Raw genomic sequence first — 24,498 nt, 5'->3', positions numbered from 1 at the left:
GCCAACCTTTCGGCTGACCTCCTTTTGAACTTGATTATTACTCTGCGCTCTTTAGCTTGTCGCGAAGTGCTGCAAGTGACTCGTCAGCTGCAAGAGTTCCCGCGTCTGCCGACTCGCTTGAGTAGCTTGAGCTTGAAGCAGCTGGTGCCTCTGCTGGAGTTGCAGGAGCATCAGGAAGCTTGGCTGCAGCTTCGTTGGCTGCCTTAACCTGCTTCTTGTGCTCTTCCCAACGAGCGTGAGCCTCGGCGTATTCCTTTTCCCACTTGGCGCGAGCTTCTTCGAAGCCTGCCTTCCATTCGTTGGTCTTAGGGTCGAAGCCTTCTGGGTACTTGTAGGTACCGGTCTCGTCGTAGTCTGCCGCCATACCGTAAAGCGCTGGGTTGAATTCGGTGCCCTCTGGGTCAACCTCTTCATTAGCCTGCTTTAGCGATAGTGAAATGCGGCGACGGTCTAGATCGATATCGATCACCTTGACGAATACGTCCTGGTTAACCGATACAACCTGCTCAGCCAACTCAATGTGCTTTGAAGAAAGTTCCGAGATGTGAACAAGTCCTTCGATGCCGTCTGCTACGCGAACGAATGCACCGAATGGAACCAGCTTGGTGACCTTACCTGGCGCGTACTGACCAATTGCGTGAGTACGTGCGAATACCTGCCATGGGTCTTCCTGAGTTGCCTTTAGAGACAGCGAAACGCGCTCGCGCTCTTGATCAACTTCAAGAACCTCAACGGTAACTTCCTGACCAATCTCAACAACTTCTGACGCGTGCTCGATGTGCTTCCATGAAAGTTCTGAAACGTGAACTAGACCGTCCACGCCACCAAGATCGATGAACGCACCAAAGTTGACGATTGATGAAACAACACCGGTGCGGATCTGACCCTTTGCAAGATCTGCAAGGAAGGTGCTGCGTGAAGCAGACTGTGACTCTTCAAGAAGAGCGCGACGTGAAAGCACAACGTTGTTGCGGTTTTTGTCTAGCTCAAGAATCTTGGCTTCAACCTTCTGGCCTAGGTATGGGCCAAGGTCGCGCACGCGACGAAGTTCAATCAATGAAGCAGGAAGGAATCCACGAAGACCAATGTCTACGATCAGACCACCCTTGACAACTTCGATTACAACACCGGTAACGGTGGCATCTGCTTCTTTAACCTTTTCAACATCGCCCCAGGCACGCTCGTACTGAGCGCGCTTCTTTGAAAGGATTAGTCGGCCTTCTTTGTCTTCCTTCTGAAGAACAAGGGCTTCTACTGTGTCGCCTACAGAAACGATCTCTGATGGATCGGCGTCGTGACGAATTGAAAGTTCACGAGAAGGGATTACACCTTCGGTTTTGTAACCAACGTCTAGAAGAACTTCGTCGCGGTCAATTTTTACTACGGTTCCAGCAATTAGGTCGCCGTCGTTGAAGAACTTCAGGGTTGCTTCTACTGCTGCAAGGAAGTCTTCTGCAGAGCCGATGTCATTTACAGCAATCTGCTTGGTTGTCTTGGTGGTCATATAGGTTTTTACTCTTAACGGGCATTACTCGGGTCGCGACAAAAAACACAGATTTTCCGTGGATTCCATCGCAACGATGGATAGGGATTTACGTGAAAAACACGCTCCCTAAGCCTACCTGATTCCGGCCTCTAGTGGGCGGCCTGATCCCAGCTTTTGCCTATGCCAATCTGCACTTCCAGAGGCACCGATAGCTCAACGACCTGCTCCATTTGCTTTGTCACCAGGTCCTTTAGTGTGTCCAACTCCCCCTTTGCCACCTCAAAGACCAGTTCGTCGTGTACCTGCAGCAGCATGCGGCTTTTCAGCCCAGATTCCTGCATCTTTTGGTCGATGGCATTCATCGCCAGCTTCATGATGTCAGCAGCCGTTCCCTGAATTGGAGCATTTAGTGCTGCTCTGCGGGCGTTCTCGCGAACTTGAAAAATTTTGCTATTCAGGTCATCGAAAGGTCTCCTGCGACCAAAAGTTGTCACGGTGAAGCCCTTGGTTTTGGCCTCATCGACAACCGAAGCCAAATAGCGTTTTACCCCTCCGAATCGCGCAAAGTAATCTGCCATCAGTTGTTTAGCCTCGGCATTGGAAATACGAAGCTGCTTTGCCAATCCGTATTCACTGAGTCCGTATACCAGTCCGTAACTCATGGCTTTTACGGTTCCACGCATCGACGTAGTCACATCCTGGGGTTTGACACCAAAGAGTCTTGAACCTACGAACCGGTGTAGGTCCTCACCCGTCTTGAACGCCTCAATGATGCCCGAATCTTCTGACAAATGAGCCATGATGCGCATTTCGATTTGAGAGTAGTCAGCGCTCAACAAAGTTTCGAAGCCCTGACCGGCTACGAAGGCATCTCGAATTTCGCGACCGCGTTGGCTTCGGATTGGAATGTTTTGAAGATTTGGGTTCTCGGAAGAGAGTCGGCCTGTTGAAGTGCCAGTTTGGACATAGTTGGTGTGAATTCGGCCGTCTTGAGCTACTGCCTTCAACATAGTTTCCACGATTTGTCGAATCTTGGTCACCTCGCGATGTTCTAGCAGTCGCGCTAGAAATGGATGTTCGGTCTGTTCGTAAAGTTCGGTGAGAGCCGCCGCATTAGTCGAAAAGCCGGTCTTGACCTGCTTGGTTCCAGTCATACCGAGTTCATCAAAAAGTACAGTTTGCAATTGCTTTGGTGAGGCCAGGTTTATTTCGTGACCAATTATTTCGTAGGCACTCTTTGCGATTGTTGCGACCTCACCGGTCAGCCGCTCGAAGAGCTCGTTTAGTTTCTTGACATCCACGGAAATTCCAAAGTGCTCCATCCGCGCGAGCGAAAGATTAGTTGGTAGTTCCACCTGAGCGTAAACATGAAGTTGTTCTTGATCTTTTACCTGCTCATAGAGCTTTGGTGCCAGCGAAATCGTTAGCCAAGCATCAAGCGATACGTCGGTTGCCTCTTCTGCTATCAGCTGATTTGGATCACCACGCTTGACTACCGTGCCTAAATATTCCAGAGCAAGCTCATCTAGTGAGAAATCCTTGCGAACGGGGTTCAGCAGGTAGGCAAGAAGCAATGTGTCATAGTCAAGACCGGCAAATTCAATTTCTAAATCAAAAAGAAGTTTTGAAAAGTCCTTGGCGCCGTGGATCGCCTTTACACAGGCGGGATCTTTCAACCACGGTTCGATGATCTTTTTTAACTCTTGACTTGAGTTGGGTTCCCAGTATTTTCGAACTGACTCAGTCGCAAAGCCAACGGCGGTGATGTTTTGTTCAGAGATCTCAAATGAAAGCCCCACTGTGCCGCTGACTGACTTTAGCCAGTCGGTTAGTTTCGCCGATGTTAGTTTTTCAGCACTGGGTATCTGTAGTTCTTCAAAAATTGCATCGGTCTTTGACGTTTCGAATGCATCCTCAAAGGCTTTTACAGCTCCGTCGGTGTTGTCTTTTGGCTTTGAGCCGCGAAGCCTAAGCACGCGTTCAGTCAACGTTTTGAACTCTAGCTTTGCGAAAACTTGTCGTACTGCATCCTCATCAACGCCACCTAGTTCTAGGGCACTTTGGTCGAATTCAAACTCAAGGTCGCGAATAAGGTGATTTAGCCTTCGATTTCTAACGGCCAATTCCCTGTGTTCGCGAAGGTTCTCGCCCACCTTGCCGGTAATCGAGTCAGCCGCATCAAGGACCGCCTTGAGGTCACCAAATTGCTGTAGCCACTTGGCCGCAGTCTTTGGACCAACCCCTGGAATACCGGGCAAGTTGTCCGAGGTTTCGCCAACCAATGCAGCTAGATCTGGATATTGACGTGCATGAATTCCGTACTTCTCAAGTACGGCGGCGTCATCCATTCGGGCAAGATTCATCACGCCCTTTATTGGATAAAGAATCGTGGTGTTGTCAGAAATTAATTGAAAAGTGTCGCGGTCTCCTGAAACCACAAAAACACTGAATCCCTTATCGGCGCTTTGGTCGGCCAGGCTAGCCAGAATGTCATCTGCTTCAAAATTTTCGCGAGTTATTGTTTTGATGTTCATGGCGGCCAGTGCCTCTTGCAGTAACTCGGTCTGTCCGATGAACTCCGGCGGCGTCTCGCCGCGAGTTCCTTTATATTCCGGATATTCTTGGGTTCTGAAGGAACCTCTGGAAAGATCAAAAGCCACTGCTAGGTGGGTGGGCTTTTCTGCCTGAAGAATGTTCAAAAGCATTGAAATAAAGCCGTGGACCGCATTCGTGTGTTGACCGTCTTTAGTTTTGAAGTTGTCTGGGTTTAGAGCGTAAAAAGCTCGAAACGCTAGTGAATGGCCATCAATCAGCAGAAGGGTAGGCTTTGGATTAGCGTTCATGAGGCAAGCCTAATCGCCTCCAAACATGTTTTTAGGAGCTTCAATGTCTTCACCAAAATTCAGTCAAGCTGCAGAGCAACTAATGCAACTTCGCGGACTCGGACCGCTTGCCGAAAAGATGGGCATTCAAATTTTAGAGCTCAGCGCTGAACGTGCGGTGGCCACTATGCCGGTTGAGGGTAACACGCAACCTTTGGGTGTGCTTCACGGCGGCGCTCACGTTGTTTTAGGCGAGAGTCTGGGAAGTTTTGCGGCCAACGTCTGGGCTCACCCCGATAAATTTGCGGTAGGGATTGAAGTTAATGCCAGCCACAGCAAATCTGTAACTTCCGGCACTGTGACAGCAGTCTGCACCGCCTTGAACCTAGGCAAAACCTTGGCGACTCACGAGATTGTGATTTCAGACGAATCGGGACGCCGTTTATCGACGGTGAGAATAACCAACTTCCTCAAAGAGAAGAAAAGCTAACTACTCTGTCTTTGTTTCAGGTTTTGCTTCTGGTTTTGAAGCACCCAATTGTTCGATGACTGTGACGGCAACCTCTTGCATGGTTAGGCGTCGATCCATTGAGGCCTTTTGAATCCAGCGGAAAGCCTCTGGCTCACTTAGATTCATCTTTTCATTTAGCAAGCCTTTGGCGCGATCGATGAGTTTGCGAGTCTCAAAGCGTTCGTTGAGGTCCGATATCTCGGCTTCAAGTGCAGTTAGTTGCGCATGGCGGCTGAGCGCAATTTCAATTGCCGGTAACAGATCGTTAGGGGTAAATGGCTTGACGACGTAAGCCATGGCTCCAGCCTCATTGGCTCTATCAACCAGTTCTTTTTGACTAAATGCGGTGAGCAAAACTATTGGCGTCTTGCTGTCGGCGAGCTTTTCAGCTGCGGTGATCCCATCCATGTTCGGCATTTTTATGTCCATGACCAGTAGGTCTGGCTTATGTTCCGTGACCAACTTCACGGCTTGCTCACCATCACCGGCTTCGGCTATTACATCAAAGCCGTGCTCGCGAAGGGTCTCTACAATGTCCATACGGATCAATGATTCATCTTCGGCGACAATCACCGTGCGCTTCTTCGCTACATCTGCCATGCTCTCAACTGTATTAGATGACTCCCAATTTTAGGAACAAAGGGGCTATCGGCTAGTATTGGTCAAGTTAGCCGAAGTGGCGAAATGGCAGACGCGGAGCACTCAAAATGCTTTTCCGAAAGGAGTGCGGGTTCAAGTCCCGCCTTCGGCACAATAAGAAAAATGGTCCCCAGGGACCATTTTTTGTTTAATGACAATTGCACTAAAAAACCCTGATGGCAGTTAGCTGATTTGAATACAAAAAAGACGGACCCGGTTGGGTCCGTCTTTAGTTAGTGCAGATCTCGAATTACTGTGGAATCGAGGAGCCAAGTTTGTGCACTCTAAGAGTGTTGGTAGATCCCGGAACACCAGGTGGAGTGCCGGCTACAACAACGACTTCCTCGCCGATTTTGCCCTTGCCCGTGGCGAGCACGAGTTCATCAACCTGGTTCATCATTTGATCCGTGTGCTTGACCGGAGCGACCATGTAGGTCTGAGCGCCCCAAACCAGTGACAAGCGGTTTCGTACAGTCTCGCTAGGGGTAAAGGCAAGTGTAGGAACAGCGGAGCGCAGTCGGGCTACTCGTCTGAGCGAGTCCCCCGACTCGGTGAAGACGCAAACGAACTTAGAGCCAAGAAGCTCTGCTATTTCGACAGCGGCAAGTGATACAGCACCCGAGTGCGTGTGTGGACGGGTGCCCAGTGGCGGAATTCGGTCTAATCCGTGGTCCTCGGTTGACTCGATAATTCGGGCCATGGCCTGCACGGTTTCAACCGGATACTTACCCACCGATGTTTCACCAGAAAGCATTACCGCATCGGCACCATCAAGAATTGCATTCGCAACATCCGAGGCCTCAGCGCGAGTTGGGCGAGAGTTTTCAATCATGGTTTCAAGCATTTGTGTGGCAACAATTACCGGCTTCGCCCAGCGACGAGCAAGCTCAACCGCACGCTTTTGCACTAGGGGAACATCCTCAAATGGAAGTTCCACACCCAGATCACCACGAGCCACCATAATTCCGTCGAACGCATCGATTATTTCTTCTAACGCATCCACAGCCTGTGGCTTTTCGATCTTGGCGATGACCGGGAGGAACTTCCCTTCCTCGTTCATAATCTCGTGGACTCGAACAATGTCAGATGCATTTCGAACAAATGAAAGTGCAATCATGTCGACACCTAGGCGAATACCCCAGCGCAGGTCGTCTTCGTCCTTTTCTGACAGTGCAGGCACATTTACTGCCACACCTGGCAAGTTGATGCCCTTATTGTTTGAGACAAAACCAGGTACTTCAACAATCGTTGTTACCGTGTCGTCAGTCACCTCTGTTGCCCTAAGGGTGACCTTGCCATCGTCAATTAGTAGTAAATCCCCCACCTTGACGTCGCCGCATAGGCCCTTGAAGGTCGTGCCGCAAATTTCTTTAGTGCCCTCAACCTCGTTGATTGTGATCTTGAAGGTGTCGCCTTTGTTCAGCATGTGCGGACCCTCGACGAAGCGAGCAAGACGAATTTTTGGCCCCTGAAGATCGACGAATATTCCAACTGGCTTATCTACATCTGCAGCTGCTTTTCTAACTGTGCGATAGATCTCTTCGTGAACATCGTAGCTGCCGTGACTGAGGTTCATGCGAGCAACGTCAACACCTGCCTCGATAATTGCACGGATGCTTTCGTAGCTAGAGGTTGCCGGTCCAAGCGTGGCAACAATCTTTGCGCGTCTCATTTATTTCCTCTGTTTGTTTTAGATAGAGATTGGGCGATCGGTGGTCTTCACCGGTCTTGGTAGTTCACTTGTGCCTTCAAGGTATTCGTCGATTGCGGCCGCCGCGCTGCGGCCCTCGGCGATTGCCCACACGATCAGGCTTTGCCCACGTCCGGCATCACCGGCAACAAAAACGCCGTCGGCATTCGTTGCCCAGTTGGATTCGCGCTTTACATTTCCGCGCTCATCGAGTTGAATCTTTGACTGGTCAGCTATTTCATCACCCTCAACGCCGGTAAATCCAAGAGCTAGTAGAACTAAATCTGCCGGAAGGATTCTCTCGGTGCCAGGCTTCGGCAGACGCTTGCCGTTGACGAATTCCGTCTCGGCAACCTTAACGCCGGTGACCTTACCGTTTTCCCCAACAAATTCGACTGTTGATGCAAGGTAGCTTCGCTCGCCAAACTCTTCGTGAGCCGATGCAACCTCAAAAAGATTTGGCATAGTAGGCCAAGGCTGATCAGCGGTTCTTTCGCTTGGTGGCTGCTTACCAATTGCCAGCGTGGTGACCGAAATCGCTCCCTGTCGAGTAGCGGTGCCAAGGCAGTCTGCTCCGGTATCTCCACCGCCCAAAATAATCACGTTCTTACCGTCCGCGAGAATTTGGTTCGTTACTGTCTCCCCTGCGACAACACGGTTTGCCGGAACGAGATATTCCATCGCAAAGTGTACGCCGTCGAGCTCTCTGCCCGGAATGTTTATGTCACGAGGCTTTGACGCACCAGTTGCAATTAGCACCGCATCGTAGCGTGAGCGAAGTTCTTCCCAGGTGATGTCAACACCGATGTTCACTCCAGCGCGGAAGCGAGTACCCTCTGCTTCCATTTGCGCCAGACGACGATCGATGTGGTGTTTTTCCATTTTGAAGTCTGGAATACCGTATCGAAGTAAACCACCAATTTTGTCGTCACGCTCAAATACTGCAACGGTGTGCCCGGCCCGCGTAAGCTGCTGAGCTGCGGCTAGACCCGCCGGACCAGAACCAACCACCGCAACTGTCTTGCCTGTGAGTCGCTCAGGTGCGTGGGGCTTTACCCAATCCTTGTCGAATGCCTCGTCGATTATTGAAACTTCTATTTCCTTAATCGTGACAGCGGGCTGGTTAATTCCCAGCACACAGGAACTTTCGCATGGCGCGGGGCAAAGCCTGCCGGTGAACTCCGGAAAATTATTGGTTGCGTGCAGGCGCTCAATAGCGTTTTGACCTTCGCCACGCCAGGTAAGGTCATTCCATTCCGGAATTAGGTTGCCTAATGGGCAACCGTGGTGGCAGAACGGCACACCACAATCCATGCAGCGACCAGCCTGGGTCTTGACTACCGCGGAGTCACGCTTTTCGTAAACTTCCTTCCAGTCCATGATTCGAACTGAAACAGGTCTGCGATTTGCAGTTTCACGCTGGGTGGTCTTTAGGAATCCACGTGGATCAGCCATTTGTCACCTCCAGGATCTGCTTCCAAACAATATCGCTATCGGGGTCGACGCCTTCTTGCTTTGCCTTATCGCGAATCTTCAGCACGCTTGCATAGTCGCGCGGAAGTACGCAGGTGAAGTTCTTAACCTCAGACTCAAAGTTTTGCAGAAGGGATTTGGCCAGTGCAGAGTCTGTCTCATCAACGTGACGTTGAAGCAGTTCCTTGAGTTGCGCAGCATCCACATCACCCAGCGGATTCATGTGCAGTTCGCTTGCGGCAAGCGCCTCGTGATTTACGTGGTCTGCGCGGAGTTTGTAAACGTAGGCAACTCCTCCAGACATACCAGCGCCAAGATTACGTCCGGTTGGGCCAAGAATTACAGCTACTCCACCGGTCATGTACTCAAGTGCGTGGTCACCGCAACCCTCAGCCACGGCAGTCACACCCGAGTTTCTTACCAGGAATCGTTCGCCTACAATTCCGCGAAGGAACATTGAACCGCTGGTCGCACCGTAGCCGATTACATTTCCAGCAATGATGTTCTTTTCGGCTGGAAACACGCTGGCTCGATTTGGTCGAATGACTATCGTTCCACCGGAAAGTCCCTTGCCAACGTAGTCGTTCGAGTCACCTTCAAGATTTAGTTTTATGCCCTTTGGTACGAATGCGCCAAATGACTGTCCAGCTGAACCGGTCAACTTTATGTCGATGGTTCCATCTGGCAGGCCATCAGCTGCGTACCGCTTGGTAAGTTCATTACCAAGCATGGTGCCAACCGCCTGATCAACGTTTGTGATCGGCAGCTCTATCTGCACCGGCTGGGCGTCTTCTAGAGCTGGTTTGGCGGCCTGAATTAGTTTGTGGTCGAAGTGCTTCTCGAGCTCGTGGTCCTGGAAGGTTGTCCTTCTGCGCGAAGCCCCAGGCGCGATGTTTGGTGTCGCCAAGATAGGTGACAAATCAAGCCCATCGGCTTTCCAGTGCTGAATTGCGCGGTTAACGTCGATCAGCTCACTGTGTCCAATCGCCTCATCCAAGGTCCTGAAACCAAGTGCAGCCAGATACTCGCGAACCTCTTGCGCCAAGAATTCAAAGAAGTTAACCACGTGGTCTGCCTGACCAGTGAAACGCGCACGCAGGGTTGGATTTTGTGTGGCAACTCCAACCGGGCAAGTGTCTAGATGGCAAACGCGCATCAAGATACAGCCCTCAACAACGAGCGGCGCGGTGGCAAAACCAAACTCCTCGGCACCAAGTAATGCCGCTATGACAACATCTCGGCCGGTCTTCATTTGACCGTCGACCTGAACTGAAACGCGATCACGCAGTCCATTTATTAGCAAGGTTTGCTGTGCTTCAGCTAGGCCAAGTTCCCACGGGGTTCCGGCGTGCTTCAAAGAATTAAGTGGGCTTGCTCCTGTTCCACCATCGTGACCAGAAACCAAAATCACATCTGCTTTAGCCTTAGCTACTCCGGCTGCGACCGTTCCGATGCCAACCTGGGAAACCAATTTCACGTGAACTCGTGCTTGTCGATTGGCACGCTTCACGTCAAAGATCAATTGTTTTAGGTCTTCAATTGAGTAGATGTCGTGGTGTGGAGGTGGCGAAATTAAGCCAACTCCGGGGGTCGAGTGACGGATTTTTGCGATCCACGGGTAGACCTTATTTGGTGGAAGCTGACCGCCTTCTCCTGGCTTTGCCCCCTGTGCCATTTTGATTTGAATGTCGTCGGCGTGGGTAAGGTACATACTGGTCACACCAAAACGACCAGACGCTACCTGTTTGATCGCCGATCTGCGCTCTGGGTCTAGCAGACGCTCAACGTCTTCGCCACCTTCACCCGTGTTAGATTTTGCGCCAAGTCGATTCATTGCGATAGCAAGAGTTTCATGTGCTTCTGGAGAGATAGAACCGTAAGACATGGCTCCGGTAGAGAATCGCTTGACAATAGCTGAAACAGGTTCAACCTCATCGATAGGTACAGCGGGTCGAACACCCTCACGCAGTTTGAATAAGCCACGCAAAGTCATCAAGTTTTCAGCTTGATCATCTACGGTTTTGGTGTACTCGCGGAAAATTTCATAGCTCTTGCTGCGGGTTGAATGCTGAAGCTTAAAAATAGTTTCAGGGTTGAACAAGTGAGCTGGTCCCGAGCGGCGCCACTGGTACTCGCCTCCGGTCTCTAAAGAAACGTGTGGGTTTAGCGCTTCATCTACCGGGTAAGCGCTTGAGTGACGGTCGGCAATTTCGTGAGCAATAACATCGATGCCAATTCCACCCAACTGACTGGTGGTTCCGGTGAAGTAGGTGTCAACAAATTCTTGGCTCAGCCCAATCGCCTCAAAACATTGAGCGCCTGAGTATGACGAGACGGTAGAGATCCCCATCTTCGACATGATCTTCAGAACACCCTTACCCAGTGCCTTGATCAAGTTTTTTTGCGCGTGCTCGATGTCGATTCCAACAATCTGGCCAGACTTGACCATCTGCTCAACGGATTCGAGTGCAAGATAAGGGTTTATCGCTGCAGCTCCGTATCCAATCAAAGCGGCCACGTGGTGAACCTCACGCACGTCACCGGCTTCAACAACAAGACCCACCTTGGTCCTGAGTCCTGCACGAATCAGCGCGTGGTGAACGGCCGAAGTTAGCAACAGCGATGGAATCGGAGCCATGTCTCGATTGCTATCACGGTCAGAAAGAATCAAGTAGGTTGACCCATTTGCAATCGCCGATTCGATCTCTTCAAACATTTCTCGAATGCGTGCGGCAAGTGCCTCGGCTCCGCCCTCAACCCGATAGGTTCCTCGAACGGTGAACGCTTGGCCAACTCCTGGACGCTCATCGATGTGTTGAATTTTTGCAAGTTCGTCATTGCTGATGACTGGGAAATTAAGGATTACCTGCTGCGCGTGCTCTGGCGTTGCGGCCAGAAGGTTTCTTTCCGGACCAATTCCCGTGCTCAGCGAAGTAACTACCTCTTCACGAATCGAATCAAGCGGTGGGTTAGTTACCTGTGCGAATTGCTGCACGAAGTAGTCAAATAGAAGACGAGGACGATCAGAGATAGCCGCGATTGGAGTATCGGATCCCATTGCGCCAAGTGGCTCGATCCCGTTTTTAGCCATTGGTGCAAGAAGAATTCTTAGCTCTTCCTCGGTGTAGCCAAAGGTGCGCTGACGGCGGTTTACTGAAGAGGCAGTGTGGGCAATGTGCTCACGCTCCGGAAGATCTTTGAGGTTAATTCGGTTGCCTTCAAGCCACTCACCCCATGGTTCAAGGGCTGCAATCTCAGCCTTAATTTCATCGTCGTCAATCAAGCGACCGTTAACGGTATCTGCAAGGAACATGCGCCCCGGCTGGAGCCTGCCTTTACGAACAATCTTTGCTGGGTCAATTTCAGCAACGCCAATTTCTGATGCCAGAACGACAAGTCCATCTTCCGTGACCAAATATCGCCCCGGACGAAGACCGTTGCGGTCAAGTGTTGCGCCAACCAAAGATCCATCGGTGAAAATAACAGCAGCTGGACCATCCCACGGCTCCATAAGCATCGAGTGGTATTCGTAGAAATTCTTGCGATTTTCGTCGATATCGCTTTGCTTTTCCCAAGCCTCAGGAATCATCATCATCATTGCGTGCGGCAAGCTTCTGCCAGACATGTAAAGCAATTCAACAACTTCATCGAAGGACGCTGAGTCCGAACCATCCGGTGTGATGATTGGGGTCAGCTGCTTGATGTCACCGAGTACATCGGCGGCCAGCTGTGCTTCACGAGAGCGCATCCAGTTGCGATTTCCCTTTACGGTGTTGATCTCACCATTGTGGGCAATCATTCGGAATGGGTGTGCCAACGGCCAGGATGGGAAGGTGTTGGTAGAAAAACGAGAGTGAACCAGTGCAAGAGTTGAGTCAAAAAGCTCGTTGCTTAGATCTGGGTAGAACGGCTCAAGCTGAAGAGTCGTGACCATTCCCTTGTAAACGATGGTGCGCGAGGAAAGCGAAGGGTGATACGCCCCAAGCTTGCGTTCTGATCGTTTGCGCAGTCTGAATGTGCGGCGCTCAAGGTCCATTCCGGTCGCACCATCTGGAGCATTCACAAATACTTGGCGAATGGTTGGCATGGCCGCGCGTGCTAGGTCACCAAGGACATCGGGGTTGGTTGGTACATCGCGCCAACCAAGTACGGCTAGTTGCTCTTCTTTGGCAAGTTCTTCAAAGGCCGCTTCAAGTTTTTGTTCTTCACCAACTTCGATAAACACCAGTCCAGCGGCGTAGGTGCCTTTTGCAGGAAGTTCAAAGTTTGTTACCGATCGCAGAAAAGCGTCGGGGATTTGAGTCAAAATACCAGCGCCGTCACCGGTTCCGGCGTCGGAACCAACGGCTCCACGGTGCTCAAGGTTCGTAAGTGCGGTAAGTGCGGTTTTTACAATGTCATGTCCAGGAGTACCACGAAGTGTGGCAACCATTGCCAAACCACAAGCGTCTTTATCGAAAGCAGGGTTGTACAGACCCTGGGCTACCGGGGCGGTGCCAAATCTTTCGAACGGCGACATTTCGGACATGCCACACTCCAATCATTAAGTAGGAGGGACAACATCGGCCCAAACACCGACCGCCACTGGCCGGGGCTGAAGATTATTCAGACCTTGAGTCTAATGCATTTGCTTTGTAAACACTGGCCTCTGGGCCCGGGTGCTGGCGTTTTTGCCAGTAGATAATCAAAGCACCGACCAGCACACCCAAAATCGCTGACCAAACATTTGTGCGCAGCCCCAAAATTATGTCACTTGGGTCAATTCGAAGATTTTCGGTGATCAAGCGACCCAGTGAGTAATAGATCAGGTAGGCGCCGAACATGGTTCCCCAGCGCAGATTGAGCCGCTTATCCAGGCTGAGCAAGATAGCCACACCGATGAGACTCCAGATTGATTCGTAGAGAAAAGTGGGGTGAAAAAGGGTGTCGGCCGGCAGACCTGGTGGGAAGGCCGGGTTATCGGGGTCAATTTCTAGACCCCACGGCAAGGTTGTTTCGAAGCCAAAAAGTTCTTGATTGAAGTAATTACCCCAGCGACCTATTGCCTGGGCTAGAAGAATGCCCGGGGCCACTGCGTCGGCAAATGACCAAAACTTGATGCCAGCGCGATTTGAGCCGATCCAAGCACCGATGGCTCCCCCGATTAGGCCACCATAAATGGCAATGCCACCCTCCCAAATCCTTAATACTGCGGTTAGGTCGGCGCCCGGATAGAAATAGTCACCGCTGTGGGTGAGCACGTGGAAGATTCTTGCTCCGACTACCGCAATCGGGATAGTCCAAAGGGCAATGTCTAGAGCAAGCCCTGAGGTTGCGCCACGGCTAACCAGTCGGCGGTCGGCCAACCAAATGGCCAGAATCATTCCCGTGAGAATGCAAAGCGCGTAAAAGTGAATTTTGAATGGCCCGACCATAAAGAAACTGATCGGCGGACTTGGAATGCTTGCTAAAAATTGCACAACGACTCCCGAACCAAGTTCAAAGCTTTTGCAAGTTCGGCGGTTTTGGTGGCCAGAGCATCAACCCCACCATCTGCGTAGGCTCTGATGAATGCAGATCCAACGATTGCTCCGTCTGCGTAGTCGTTTACCTCACGCACTTGACCGGCGGATGAAATACCAATTCCAACCGCAGTATTTTGGGTGGCAGATGCATTTCGAACTGATTCGACAACCTGCTTGGCTAAATCGTCTACCGATTCACGAGTGCCGGTGATACCCATGGTTGAAACCGCGTAAACAAAACCTCGGCTCAAGTCGCAGGCGTTTTTCACTCTCTCCGGAGTTGAAGTTGGTGCTGTTAGAAAAACTCGATCAAGTTCGTACTTATCCGATGCTTCAAGCCATTCTTTAGCCTCGTCTGGAATTAGATCGGGAGTTATTAGTCCCGCTCCACCAGCCTCGGCTAGGTCATGGGCAAATTTTTCAACACCGTAGCTGATAACTGGATTCCAGTAGGTCATGACCAAAACTGGTGTGTCCACTGCCGCAGTGATTTGCTTAACGGCATCGAAAACTTGCTTTAGTTTGAAGCCATTCTCGAGAGCCTGCTCTGTTGCCTGTTGGATGACCAGACCATCCATCACCGGGTCAGAATATGGAACTCCAAGCTCAAGAACATCTACCCCGTTTTTACACATTGCAATTGCAGCTTCAACGGATTTTTCAAGAGTCGGATATCCAACGGGAAAATACCCAATCAGCGAACCCTTGCCACTTGATTTTCTGGCTTTTAAGACATCTGCGGTCTTGCTTGACATCAATTCTTTCCTTGAGCGTCCAGCAGACCAAAGTATTTTGCTGCGGTCTCCATGTCTTTATCTCCGCGACCCGATAGGTTGATCAAAATAGATGATCCTGCTGGCAAAGTTTTTCCCAACTTTAGGGCGCCGGCCATGGCGTGCGCTGTCTCAATTGCCGGGATGATTCCCTCTGTTCTGCTAAGTAAGCGAAGGGCGTCCATAGCCTCGGCGTCAGAAATACCCCAGTACTTTGCTCTTCCTAAATCCTTTAGCCAAGCGTGTTCCGGTCCAACGCCCGGGTAATCTAAGCCCGCAGAGATTGAATGACTTTCCAGGGTTTGACCGTCTTCATCTTGAAGCATGTAGCTTTTGGCTCCGTGCAGCACTCCGGTCCGTCCGTAATTTAATGTAGCCGCGTGCCTAGGGGTTCCCATGCCATCACCGGCTGCTTCAAAACCGTAGAGTTCTACTTCTTCGTCATCTAGAAAAGCGTGGAACAGGCCAATTGCGTTTGACCCGCCTCCCACGCAGGCGGCAAGCGCGGTAGGCAGAAAGCCGTACTCGTCAAGCATTTGCTGGCGCGCTTCAATTCCAATCACACTGTGAAAATCACGCACCATGGTTGGGAAAGGGTGCGGACCGGCGACGGTTCCCAAAAGATAATGAGTGTCGTCGACATTTGCGACCCAGTCACGAAGCGCCTCGTTGATTGCGTCCTTCAGGGTGCGGCTTCCGGTTTTTACCGGAACGACAGTTGCGCCAAGAAGTTGCATTCGAGCAACGTTTAGCGCTTGACGTTCGGTGTCGACCTCTCCCATGTAAACCACGCACTCAAGGCCAAACAGGGCCGCTGCAGTTGCGCTGGCTACGCCGTGCTGACCAGCCCCGGTCTCGGCGATGATTCGGGATTTACCCATGCGCTTGGTTAGCAACGCTTGACCAAGAACGTTGTTGATTTTGTGCGAACCGGTGTGGTTTAGATCCTCGCGCTTCAGGAAGATTCTTACATCACCAGCATGCTCAGCAAATCTTTTGGCCTCAGTGATGATTGAGGGACGTCCGGTGTAAGTGCGGTGCAACTCGGCCAGTTCCAGTTGAAAAGTAGGATCCGCTTTTGCCGCTTGGTAAGTAGCGTCAAGCTCATCAAGAGCAGCAATTAAAGATTCGGGGACAAAACGACCGCCGAACTCGCCGAAATACGGCCCAACTTGTTCGCGCAGCTTTGTCATGTTTAAATCCTAATACTTTCCGGCTTGTAGAAATGAACGCAGCATCGCAGCTGGATCATTAGTGACCAGGGCCTCACCAACTAGAACCACGTCGGCTCCGGCCCTTCGGTAGTGCGCAACGTCATCAGCATTCCTAACAGCAGACTCGGCGACTTTAATCACTCCGCTTGGAATTAGGTCAACTAATTCGCCAAATAAGTCTCTGTTAGTTTCAAAAGTAGATAGGTCACGAGCATTGACGCCAATCAGGGCTGCCCCAAGCCCAAGTGCGATTTTCAGCTCTTCTTCACTGTGGGTCTCGATGAATGGGGTCATGCCAAGTTCAGATGAAAATTTCATTAGTCGAGCGATGTCGGCTTCAGGTAGTCCTGCAACGATGAGCAAGATAATGTCGGCACCCGCTGCCCTAGCTTCAAGAATCTGATGCTCCGTGGCAATGAAATCTTTTCTAAGTAGTGGGACTTGAACGGATTCTCGAACGGCCTCTAGGTCTTGAAGAGAGCCCTTAAACTTTTGCTCCTCTGTGAGCACGCTGATCGCGCTGGCGCCGTTGTCGGCGTAGATTCTGGCTAGCGCGGCGGGATCTTGAATTGCGGCCATCTGACCTTTTGAAGGAGAAGCACGCTTAACTTCAGCCAAGACCTTAATTTGAGAACTGGGTGCCAGTGCGATCATGGCATCTAATGCTGGCGGTCTGGCCAGCGCTTGGGCCTCAACAAGCTTTAGCGGGGTGCTCTCTAATCTTCTAGCCGCGTCCGCAAGCGATCCAGCGTAAAGATCGCTAAGCACTAGTGCTTTTTCTTAGACTTTTCGCCGCCCACGCCATATCCAGCGCGCTTTAGAAGAATTCCCACTGGTACTCCGGCGATAGCAAGAACGGCAGAGGCCCAGACGATTGGAGCGATGTTAAACCAGAAGGCAAAAGTACCGATGGTGAAAGCAACCATGATGATGCTGACCGCGGTCCAAGATGCAACTGAATCGCCGTGTCCTGGATCATTGAGGTTTTCTGACATTTCTAGCCTTTCTGGGTGTATCTAAATCTTACCAATGGCGCTTGAGACTATCGCTGCTCATCCCAGAGAGAAATGGAATCTACTGCTTTTTTTCCAGGTTTCTTCACCGCTGTGCTTGAATTCGCAACCCAATTGCGCTGGGACAGCGATGCTGCCAAAAAGACGATGCCAAGAACTGCAAAAAATGCGATAGCGGCGGCTGCCATAGGCGCAATCGTCACGTCTAATGCAGAAATGCCGTGGGTTGCAGCTATTCCGGTGGCAGTTGCTATTTCGTCGGCCACACCAGACAGATCTAGATTCAAAACACCCATGCCGGCCAACGCTGTCAGGGCAAAGCTGCTAATCGAACCAACCAAAAGACTGATAAACCTAGCGGCGCCAGCCGAGATGGCGGAAGTACCAAGCGCGGCTAAACACACTAAAAGCAGTGGAGAAACCCAGCTGTAGGCGGTGTATCCATCAAAGCTCTTCAGATTTACCTCTGCCTCGTTTGGAGTCATTGATACTAAGAACCAGTCTTGTCCGGCTACAACAAAGCCGCTAATCAAAAAAATTGAAATCAGCCCAAGCGAACGGCCTCTGCTAAGCGGTATTGAGCGCCTCATTATTAGTTTGTTCTCCGTACCAAAGCATCGGCGGCCGCTATTGCGCGCAGTGGAGCGCTGGCTTTGGCGATTGTTTCTTGATACTCAGCTTCCGGAACTGAATCCAGCACAATGCCCGCGCCGGCCTGCACGTGTGCAACACCGTCGCGAATAAAAGCTGTTCGGATGGCAATCGCAAGGTCAGCGTTGCCAGCAAAGTCGAAATAGCCCACGACTCCCCCAAAAATTCCGCGATTTGCCGATTCAAGTTCGTCAATGATCTCAAGAGCTCTCGGCTTTGGGGCACCCGATAGCGTGCCGGCTGGGAATGTTGCTTTGAAAACATCTATGGGTGTGCAACTTTCGGCAACTTTGCCTTCAACCGTGGATACCAAATGCATGATGTGGCTAAATTTATGCACCTGCATGAATTCTGTGACCGTTACTGAACCGGGATCACAAACTTTGAGTAAGTCATTGCGCGCAAGGTCCACCAGCATTAGGTGTTCCGACTTCTCTTTATTGTCGGCCAATAGTTGTTGCTCTAGAAGTTGATCAGCTTCGTGATTATTGCCTCTTGGTCTTGAACCTGCGATTGGGTGCGTGATTGCAGTGCCGGCTGATACAGTCACCAACGCTTCGGGTGAGGAACCCACAACCGCGTATGGACCGTGCTCGTCCTCAAAATTCAGCAAGTACATGTAGGGGCTTGGGTTTAGTGCACGCAAGACTCTGTAGGTATCAAGCGCACTGGCGTTGGTGGCAAGATCAAATCGCTGCGAGAGCACAACTTGAAAGACGTCACCAATTCTCACGAATCCCTTAGCCTGCTCAATTGCTTCCAGGAATTGATCCTTTGATACCGCGTGCTGAGCCTGGAAATCGGTGTTGAAGTCTACGTCAGCAATCACCGAATTGATTGGCTTCAAAAGATCCGCACGCATTGCGTCGATGTGTTGCACAGCTTCTTCGTAGAGTTGGGCCGCATCTTCACCATCAGCCACAAAAACATTTGAGACCAGCAAAACGCAGTTTGTCTCGTGATCCACAATCACCAGGTCCCGAAACATGGCCAGAGCAAGGGTGGGTGAAGCAAAATCTTTGCTTCTTGCCGTTGGCAGGTTTTCAATTTCACGAACCAAGTCCCAGCCCATCACTCCTACCAACCCGCTGGTTAGAGGGGGTAGATCGGCGACTGAAACAGTGGTCCAAGATTTCTGTATCTGGGCTACAGCGTCAAGACCGGAATTAGAAAGATTTGTGGAGCCGTCGGCTAGCGGAGATTGATGAGTGGATGAGGTCCAATGTACGTTTCCAGTCGCATCCTGAGTGAGCAGGCCTCGGTTATTAACTCCTATGAAGCTGTACCTCGCCCAAACACCATGCTGCGCCGATTCAAGCAAGAAGCTGCCTGGTTTGTCAGCCGCCAATTTTTCAAAGATAGACATGGGTGTTTCGATGCCCGAAAATAGTGTTTCGATCAGCGGTATCACGCGATGTGTAGTGGCTAGTTCTAGAACCTCTGATTTTGAAAACTGAACTTTAGCCATTCAGACCGTCCGCTTCTCCAAGAACTGTTGAATCAAAACAGGACTCGGTGCCGTTGTGGCAGGCTGGGCCATTTTCTTCAACGTGAATCAGCAGACAATCGCTGTCGCAATCAACCTCTACCTTCAGGACTCGTTGGGTGTTCCCCGAGCTTTCGCCCTTGTGCCAAAGTTCGTTTCGTGACCGTGAGAAAAACACCGTCTCGCCTATTGCGAAAGTTTGGTCGATTGATTGCTTATTCATCCAAGCCACCATCAGAACCCTTTTGCTATCTGCGCTCTGCACCACGGCCGGGATTAAGCCAGCCTCGTTGAAGCGCAGCTTGGCTAATTCATTTTGATTGGCAATCATGGCTATCTCGTCTCGTATCCAGCCAATTTTAGTTGGGCCTTGGCCTCGGAGATAGAAACGGAACCTTCATGAAAGATAGATGCGGCAAGAATGGCATTTGCTCCAGCGGCTGCTGCTTCTGGAAAATCAGATGCCTTGCCTGCGCCACCAGAGGCAATGATTGGAATTTGAGCAATTTGGCGAACGGCCTGAATCATCTGGGTGTCAAAGCCTGCTCTGGTGCCGTCAGCGTCGATGCTGTTGATCAGCAACTCTCCGGCTCCAAGTTCGATGGTCCGGTTTATCCAGTCGATTGCATCAAGCTGGGTTTCCTCTCGCCCGCCGTGGCTTGTGACAACGAAACCAGAATCTGTGTTTGCAGAGCGCTTTAGATCAAGTGAGATAACTAGCACCTGGTTTCCGAATCTATTAGCGATCTCACTGAGCAAGTGGGGGTTGGCGATACCCGCCGAACCAACACTAACCTTGTCGGCCCCGGCACCAAGTAGTTTGGCGACGTCATCCACCTCGCGGATGCCACCGCCTACGGTGAGTGGTATAAAAATCTTTTCGGCGCATGCAGTGACCAGGTCATACATGGTCGAACGATTGTCTACCGTGGCTTTTACATCCAAAAAGGTGAGCTCGTCGGCGCCATCGGTGTAGTACTTCGCAGCAAGTTCGATTGGGTCCCCTGCATCGCGTAGGTTGAGAAAGTTGACACCCTTAACGACGCGTCCCTCGGCAACATCTAAGCAGGGAATTACCCTTACCGAAAGAGACACTAGATTCTCGCGGCGTGAATTGCGCTCACCAAAATTGCTCGGGCTCCGAGTTCGTAGAGCTTATCCATCTTGGCGTTGATCTCAGAAGTCTTTACCAGGGCGCGAACCGCTACCCAGTCGGCATCCCGCAATGGTGAAATGGTTGGTGACTCAATGCCAGGTGTGATTGCTGAAGCCTGGTCGACGAGGCCGGTCGGACAGTCGTAGTCAAAAATCACGTACTCGCGCGCAACAAGAACGCCCTGCATGCGACGCAAAAGCTGCGTGTGTTCATCCTGGTTACCAGGAGCAACTATTAGCTGCGCCGAGCTTTGCAGAATAACTGGACCAAAAATTTCAAGACCGGCCTGGCGAAGGGTGTTTCCTGTTGAAACAACATCGGCCACTGCGTCGGCCACGCCAAGTTGCACGGCAACTTCCACTGCCCCATCAAGCTGAACCAACTCAACTTTGATGTCTTGATTTTTCAGGAAATCCTCAACTAGGTGCGGATAAGCGGTAGCTACGCGCTTACCAGACAGGTCACTTAGTTGGCTGAACTTCCCTACTGGGCCAGCGAATCTAAATGTTGAACCACCAAAACCTAGATCCGCAACCGATACCGCCTTTGAGCGGCTGTCCAGTAATAGGTCAAGGCCGGTGAAGCCAACATCCAGCGAACCGGAGCCCACATAGGTTGCAATGTCTCGAGGGCGAAGGTAAAAGAATTCAATGTTGTGCGCCTGATCTACAACGTGCAGATCTTTTGGATCGCGACGAACTGTGTAACCGGCTTCCTTGAGCATGAGGATTGCGGAATCAGACAGGATTCCTTTATTTGGTACTGCGACTCTAAGCAAAGTTATATCTTTCGAAAGAAGTGACTAAAAGTTTTTTTCTAGGTCTTCTAGGGTGAGACCTTGATTGACCATCAGCACCTGCAAATGGTAAATCAGCTGGGAAATTTCCTCGGCGGTGCGTTCCTTGCCTTCATGTTCTGCGGCCATCCAGACTTCGGCCGCTTCCTCGACGATCTTCTTGCCGATGGTGTGGGTGCCTGCATCAATCCACTTCACGGTTTCAGAACCGGCCGGGCGATTGGCGGCCTTTTCGCTTATTTCAGCAAAAAGTTGTTCGAAGGACTTCATTTAAATAGGTTACCGGCTTGTAGCGCGGCAACCAAAGCTAATGACGGTGTGAAATACCGATTTCGGCCAAATCACGTAGGTTTTGGATTTGCTTGGCGCGATCTTGCGACTTGAATACAGCGCTACCGGCAACGAAGGTATCTGCGCCGAGTTCGGCAACTCGTTGGATGTTTGTTTCGTCTATACCACCGTCTACTTGCAACCAGACATCAAGCTTGTCTTGATCGATTCGCCTGCGGGCAGCACTGACCTTGGTAAGTGTGTCTTCGATTAGTGCCTGCCCACCAAAACCAGGCTCAACCGTCATGACCAGCAATTGATCAAATTCCGAAAGATCATCAAGAACACCCTCAACATTTGTGCCTGGCTTAATGGCAACTCCTGCTCGAGCACCAATAGCCCTAATTTTGCGGGCTAGCTGCACCGGGTTGTCTGATGCCTCAGCGTGAAAAGTGACTGAAAACGCACCGGTCTCGGCATAGCCCGCCGCCCACTTGTCAACATTGGCAATCATCAGGTGAATATCCAGCGGTTTTGGTGTGATTTGTTGCATGCGCTGAACCATAGGTAAGCCAAAGGTCAGGTTTGGAACGAAATTGTTGTCCATCACATCAACATGGATAAGGTCACTGTTGGCAATTGTGGCGAATTCAGACTCAAAATTGGCAAAGTCTGCAGAAAGAATACTTGGATTAATTCTTGCGCGGCTCATGCAATCAGCCTAGCCACTGGTCTTAGTGAACAGGGCAATAAACATCGCGTCAGTTTGATGGATGTGCGGCCAAAGTTGAGCGGTCTTGCGGTTATGGTTCAAGTGCAGATTTGGATTGATTTCGGCTAATACGGCGTTAGCGTCAATTAGTTCTAGACCAATAAGTTTCTTCTTCGCCCAATCAACAATGGCGTTTGTCTCAGCAAGATGTGGCGAACAAGTGACGTAGGCCAGCACCCCACCTGGTAATAGGCAATCCCAGGCGCTTAGAAGCAACTCTTCTTGCAGTTGACTCAGTTCAGCGACATCTGCCTGTGTTTTACGCCAGCGCGACTCCGGTCTGCGACGAAGCGCCCCAAGACCGGTGCAGGGAGCATCAAGCAAAATTCGATCAAACTGATTGCCGTGTTGAACGGAATAGTTTCGACCGTCCTCAACTGTGACTTGAATTTTGTTGTTCACGACTGCAATTGCCTGGCTGACAAGTTTGGCGCGATGCGGTGCAATCTCGTTGCAAATAAATTGTGCGCCATTTACCTGGGCCTCTGCCGCTAGAAGGGCAGCCTTTCCGCCGGGTCCAGCGCACAGGTCAAGCCACCTTTCGTTTTCTGCAATAGGTTTTGCTTCGACCAAAGCAAGCGCTGCCAATTGCGAACCTTGATCTTGAACCCTGATTCGTCCTTCACGGAAAGCCACCAAATTGTTTGGATCACCAGAATCTAACTGTGCACCGATAGGGCTAGCCGGACCAATTGGTAGGTCTTCAAAATCCGACTTCTTGGCAAGGCCGGGCAGAGCAACGAGGCTTACCAGGGGAGCGATGTTGTCAGCCAGCAGAAGATCTTGCAGTTCTGACTCGCGACCATCAAGTGCCAGCGACTGTTGCATTGCCTTGACCACCCAGATTGGATGTGAAAACTCAACGGCTAGTTTCTCTGCCGGATTCTCAAGACCTTGAAGCACGATTGCCAGCCATTCATCGCGCTTGCGTTCGCTCACCCGGCGAAGCACACCGTTTACAAAACCGGCCGCTCCCCTGCTGACAAATTGCTTTGCTAGCTCAACGGTTTCATCAAGAGCCGCGTGAGCCGGTGTGCGCATGCCCAGTAATTGGTGTGCTCCCAAACGAAGAACTATTAGTGACTTTAGATCAATCTCATCGGCATAACGCTTAGCGCACTCCTCGATAATGCGATCGTAAAATAACTGCCAGCGTAGTGTGCCAAAACTCAGTTCCTGGGCAAGAGCCGAGTCGCGTTCATCAAGTCTTGAAGCCGTTAATAGCTTTGGTAGTAACAGGTTCGCATAAGCGTCATCAAACTCAACCGCGAAAAGAAGCTCAAGAGCAACGGTTCTTGATGAGGTTCGCATTGGTTTAGGAGCCGAAGACAAGATGCCCCTTAGTTCCACGGAACCAATCAATTGCCGCCATAACATTTTTTCCCGCCGGCTGCACCGTGATTAACTCAACGCTGCCTGACGAAGCTTTTACCAACACTTTGCCATCAACAAGTTGAACCCTGGCGACTGGATCAGCTAAAACGATAGCCGGCCACGCGCGTGCCTCAAGCACTCTGAACGATTCGGCCTGCAGGGTGGTCCAGGCCATCGGCTCTGGATTCATCGCGCGAATCAACTGTTCAATATCCACTGCGGTTTTAGTCCAAGAAATTTGAGCGTCTACGCGATCTATCTTTGGTGCAAATGATGCAGCAGAGTTCTCTTGAGGTTTAGCCGTAGTAACACCAGCTGCGATAGCCGGAATGATTTCAAGTAAAACGCTGATTCCGATGTCTGTAAGCCGGCTAAGTAATCTGCCCGCGCTCTCGTTGGGTTCAATCGTGGTTGGTGCCTGAAGCAGTATCGGTCCGGTATCCATTCCACGATCAAGTTGAAATGCAGTTACACCAGTGGAAGTTAAGCCTTGAAGTAGCGCGTGTTGCACAGGTGCGGCACCGCGAAGCGCTGGCAACAGGCTGTAGTGCAAATTAATCCAACCCTTCGGCAAAGCCGTCAAAGTGCCTTCGTTCAGGAACGCACCGTAGGCCACCACGACGCCAAGATCCGGCTTCAGAGCCAAGATCTCTTCGAGCGTAGCTTCATCAACCTGATTGGCTTTGAGCACAGGAATGTTCAATTCCGCGGCTGCTGCCGCTACCGGCGACGGAGTCAAAACTTTCTTGCGGCCAATAGGAGCATCAGTTCGGGTAAGCACCCCAACAACGTCGACGCCGGATTTAGTTAGAGCAATCAGCGTGGTGGCCGCATTTTGTGGCGTGCCAGCAAAAATTACTCTCATAGG

21 protein-coding genes and 1 tRNA gene are annotated in these 24,498 nt (G+C 51.1%); 2 read left to right on the top strand and 20 right to left on the bottom strand.

Going from position 1 to position 24,498, the window contains the following annotated elements; genetic code table 11:
* Window positions 1-37: 37 nt before the first annotated feature.
* Together rpsA and polA are read right to left on the bottom strand one after the other, a co-directional pair.
* A complete protein-coding gene (gene rpsA, locus RHOLA_RS03820) occupies window positions 38-1,504 on the bottom strand; it encodes a 30S ribosomal protein S1 (protein ID WP_038502461.1) in 1,467 nt (488 codons plus the stop codon).
* Between the two features lie 131 nt (window positions 1,505-1,635).
* On the bottom strand, window positions 1,636-4,329 hold the full coding sequence (gene polA, locus RHOLA_RS03815; RefSeq protein WP_038502459.1) for a DNA polymerase I: 2,694 nt from the start codon (window positions 4,327-4,329) through the stop codon (window positions 1,636-1,638).
* 43 nt (window positions 4,330-4,372) lie between these two features.
* Between polA and RHOLA_RS03810 the strand changes: the two genes are divergently transcribed.
* Complete coding sequence (locus tag RHOLA_RS03810) at window positions 4,373-4,798, top strand: PaaI family thioesterase (RefSeq protein ID WP_038502458.1); 426 nt, start codon at window positions 4,373-4,375, stop codon at window positions 4,796-4,798.
* Here RHOLA_RS03810 and RHOLA_RS03805 read toward each other — a convergent pair whose 3' ends face one another.
* Entirely contained in the window at window positions 4,799-5,419 is a 621-nt protein-coding gene (locus RHOLA_RS03805; RefSeq protein WP_038502456.1) for an ANTAR domain-containing response regulator, read from the bottom strand.
* 70 nt (window positions 5,420-5,489) lie between these two features.
* On the opposite strand from RHOLA_RS03805, the gene RHOLA_RS03800 reads away from it, so the two are divergent.
* Window positions 5,490-5,570, top strand: a tRNA-Leu gene (locus tag RHOLA_RS03800).
* Window positions 5,571-5,708: 138 nt separating this feature from the next.
* On the opposite strand, the gene pyk is transcribed toward RHOLA_RS03800, so the two are convergent.
* From pyk to fmt, 17 genes are all read right to left on the bottom strand, one after another.
* Entirely contained in the window at window positions 5,709-7,130 is a 1,422-nt protein-coding gene (gene pyk / locus RHOLA_RS03795) for a pyruvate kinase (protein ID WP_038502455.1), read from the bottom strand.
* A gap of 18 nt (window positions 7,131-7,148) precedes the next feature.
* Window positions 7,149-8,603 (bottom strand): glutamate synthase subunit beta, encoded by a 1,455-nt coding sequence (locus RHOLA_RS03790; protein WP_038502453.1) that lies wholly within the window; start codon window positions 8,601-8,603, stop codon window positions 7,149-7,151.
* Complete coding sequence (gene gltB / locus RHOLA_RS03785; protein ID WP_038502451.1) at window positions 8,596-13,149, bottom strand: glutamate synthase large subunit; 4,554 nt, start codon at window positions 13,147-13,149, stop codon at window positions 8,596-8,598. The genes RHOLA_RS03790 and gltB overlap by 8 nt, the downstream gene beginning before the upstream one ends.
* A 73-nt stretch (window positions 13,150-13,222) precedes the next feature.
* Window positions 13,223-14,035, bottom strand: coding sequence for a prolipoprotein diacylglyceryl transferase (gene lgt, locus RHOLA_RS03780; RefSeq protein WP_051636393.1), 813 nt, complete (start codon window positions 14,033-14,035; stop codon window positions 13,223-13,225).
* Between the two features lie 32 nt (window positions 14,036-14,067).
* On the bottom strand, window positions 14,068-14,880 hold the full coding sequence (gene trpA, locus RHOLA_RS03775; RefSeq protein WP_038502449.1) for a tryptophan synthase subunit alpha: 813 nt from the start codon (window positions 14,878-14,880) through the stop codon (window positions 14,068-14,070).
* Window positions 14,880-16,091: a tryptophan synthase subunit beta gene (gene trpB, locus RHOLA_RS03770; protein WP_038502448.1), complete on the bottom strand. Its 1,212-nt coding sequence runs from the start codon at window positions 16,089-16,091 to the stop codon at window positions 14,880-14,882. The genes trpA and trpB overlap by 1 nt, the downstream gene beginning before the upstream one ends.
* Before the next feature lie 9 nt (window positions 16,092-16,100).
* On the bottom strand, window positions 16,101-16,880 hold the full coding sequence (trpC, locus tag RHOLA_RS03765; protein WP_038502446.1) for an indole-3-glycerol phosphate synthase TrpC: 780 nt from the start codon (window positions 16,878-16,880) through the stop codon (window positions 16,101-16,103).
* Window positions 16,880-17,107 (bottom strand): DUF6704 family protein, encoded by a 228-nt coding sequence (locus RHOLA_RS03760; protein WP_038502444.1) that lies wholly within the window; start codon window positions 17,105-17,107, stop codon window positions 16,880-16,882. The genes trpC and RHOLA_RS03760 overlap by 1 nt, the downstream gene beginning before the upstream one ends.
* Before the next feature lie 47 nt (window positions 17,108-17,154).
* Complete coding sequence (locus RHOLA_RS03755) at window positions 17,155-17,715, bottom strand: Trp biosynthesis-associated membrane protein (RefSeq protein WP_038502442.1); 561 nt, start codon at window positions 17,713-17,715, stop codon at window positions 17,155-17,157.
* Between the two features lie 2 nt (window positions 17,716-17,717).
* The gene (locus tag RHOLA_RS03750) at window positions 17,718-19,244 is read right to left on the bottom strand and encodes a chorismate-binding protein (RefSeq protein ID WP_038502440.1); all 1,527 of its coding nucleotides are present in this window, start codon (window positions 19,242-19,244) and stop codon (window positions 17,718-17,720) included.
* Window positions 19,237-19,593 (bottom strand): phosphoribosyl-AMP cyclohydrolase, encoded by a 357-nt coding sequence (gene hisI, locus RHOLA_RS03745; protein WP_038502439.1) that lies wholly within the window; start codon window positions 19,591-19,593, stop codon window positions 19,237-19,239. The genes RHOLA_RS03750 and hisI overlap by 8 nt, the downstream gene beginning before the upstream one ends.
* A gap of 2 nt (window positions 19,594-19,595) precedes the next feature.
* Window positions 19,596-20,357, bottom strand: coding sequence for an imidazole glycerol phosphate synthase subunit HisF (gene hisF, locus RHOLA_RS03740; protein WP_038502438.1), 762 nt, complete (start codon window positions 20,355-20,357; stop codon window positions 19,596-19,598).
* On the bottom strand, window positions 20,357-21,196 hold the full coding sequence (hisG, locus tag RHOLA_RS03735) for an ATP phosphoribosyltransferase (RefSeq protein ID WP_038502436.1): 840 nt from the start codon (window positions 21,194-21,196) through the stop codon (window positions 20,357-20,359). Before hisG ends, hisF begins: the two co-directional genes overlap by 1 nt.
* Window positions 21,197-21,220: 24 nt before the next feature.
* Window positions 21,221-21,484, bottom strand: coding sequence for a phosphoribosyl-ATP diphosphatase (locus tag RHOLA_RS03730; protein WP_038502434.1), 264 nt, complete (start codon window positions 21,482-21,484; stop codon window positions 21,221-21,223).
* 37 nt (window positions 21,485-21,521) lie between these two features.
* Window positions 21,522-22,196 (bottom strand): ribulose-phosphate 3-epimerase, encoded by a 675-nt coding sequence (gene rpe / locus RHOLA_RS03725; protein ID WP_038502433.1) that lies wholly within the window; start codon window positions 22,194-22,196, stop codon window positions 21,522-21,524.
* 9 nt (window positions 22,197-22,205) lie between these two features.
* Window positions 22,206-23,567 (bottom strand): RsmB/NOP family class I SAM-dependent RNA methyltransferase, encoded by a 1,362-nt coding sequence (locus RHOLA_RS03720; protein WP_038502432.1) that lies wholly within the window; start codon window positions 23,565-23,567, stop codon window positions 22,206-22,208.
* A gap of 4 nt (window positions 23,568-23,571) precedes the next feature.
* Window positions 23,572-24,495: a methionyl-tRNA formyltransferase gene (fmt, locus tag RHOLA_RS03715; protein ID WP_038502430.1), complete on the bottom strand. Its 924-nt coding sequence runs from the start codon at window positions 24,493-24,495 to the stop codon at window positions 23,572-23,574.
* Between the last annotated feature and the right edge of the window lie 3 nt (window positions 24,496-24,498).

It is taken from the genome of Rhodoluna lacicola (assembly GCF_000699505.1).
Lineage (GTDB): Bacteria > Actinomycetota > Actinomycetes > Actinomycetales > Microbacteriaceae > Rhodoluna > Rhodoluna lacicola.
This window is presented reverse-complemented; position numbering and strand designations above follow the sequence as displayed.

Excerpts from the sequence above, each read along its gene's own strand:
- RHOLA_RS03755 (WP_038502442.1), bottom strand. The coding sequence starts at position 17,715 with ATGAGGCGCTCAATACCGCTTAGCAGAGGCCGTTCGCTTGGGCTGATT.
- RHOLA_RS03805 (WP_038502456.1), bottom strand. The coding sequence starts at position 5,419 with ATGGCAGATGTAGCGAAGAAGCGCACGGTGATTGTCGCCGAAGATGAA.
- RHOLA_RS03790 (WP_038502453.1), bottom strand. The coding sequence starts at position 8,603 with ATGGCTGATCCACGTGGATTCCTAAAGACCACCCAGCGTGAAACTGCA.
- pyk (WP_038502455.1), bottom strand. The coding sequence starts at position 7,130 with ATGAGACGCGCAAAGATTGTTGCCACGCTTGGACCGGCAACCTCTAGC.
- RHOLA_RS03720 (WP_038502432.1), bottom strand. The coding sequence starts at position 23,567 with ATGCGAACCTCATCAAGAACCGTTGCTCTTGAGCTTCTTTTCGCGGTT.
- polA (WP_038502459.1), bottom strand. The coding sequence starts at position 4,329 with ATGAACGCTAATCCAAAGCCTACCCTTCTGCTGATTGATGGCCATTCA.
- gltB (WP_038502451.1), bottom strand. The coding sequence starts at position 13,149 with ATGTCCGAAATGTCGCCGTTCGAAAGATTTGGCACCGCCCCGGTAGCC.
- fmt (WP_038502430.1), bottom strand. The coding sequence starts at position 24,495 with ATGAGAGTAATTTTTGCTGGCACGCCACAAAATGCGGCCACCACGCTG.
- hisI (WP_038502439.1), bottom strand. The coding sequence starts at position 19,593 with ATGATTGCCAATCAAAATGAATTAGCCAAGCTGCGCTTCAACGAGGCT.
- RHOLA_RS03750 (WP_038502440.1), bottom strand. The coding sequence starts at position 19,244 with ATGGCTAAAGTTCAGTTTTCAAAATCAGAGGTTCTAGAACTAGCCACT.
- RHOLA_RS03760 (WP_038502444.1), bottom strand. The coding sequence starts at position 17,107 with ATGTCAGAAAACCTCAATGATCCAGGACACGGCGATTCAGTTGCATCT.
- rpe (WP_038502433.1), bottom strand. The coding sequence starts at position 22,196 with ATGAGCCGCGCAAGAATTAATCCAAGTATTCTTTCTGCAGACTTTGCC.
- RHOLA_RS03730 (WP_038502434.1), bottom strand. The coding sequence starts at position 21,484 with ATGAAGTCCTTCGAACAACTTTTTGCTGAAATAAGCGAAAAGGCCGCC.
- lgt (WP_051636393.1), bottom strand. The coding sequence starts at position 14,035 with ATGGTCGGGCCATTCAAAATTCACTTTTACGCGCTTTGCATTCTCACG.
- rpsA (WP_038502461.1), bottom strand. The coding sequence starts at position 1,504 with ATGACCACCAAGACAACCAAGCAGATTGCTGTAAATGACATCGGCTCT.
- RHOLA_RS03810 (WP_038502458.1), top strand. The coding sequence starts at position 4,373 with ATGTCTTCACCAAAATTCAGTCAAGCTGCAGAGCAACTAATGCAACTT.
- trpA (WP_038502449.1), bottom strand. The coding sequence starts at position 14,880 with ATGTCAAGCAAGACCGCAGATGTCTTAAAAGCCAGAAAATCAAGTGGC.
- trpB (WP_038502448.1), bottom strand. The coding sequence starts at position 16,091 with ATGACAAAGCTGCGCGAACAAGTTGGGCCGTATTTCGGCGAGTTCGGC.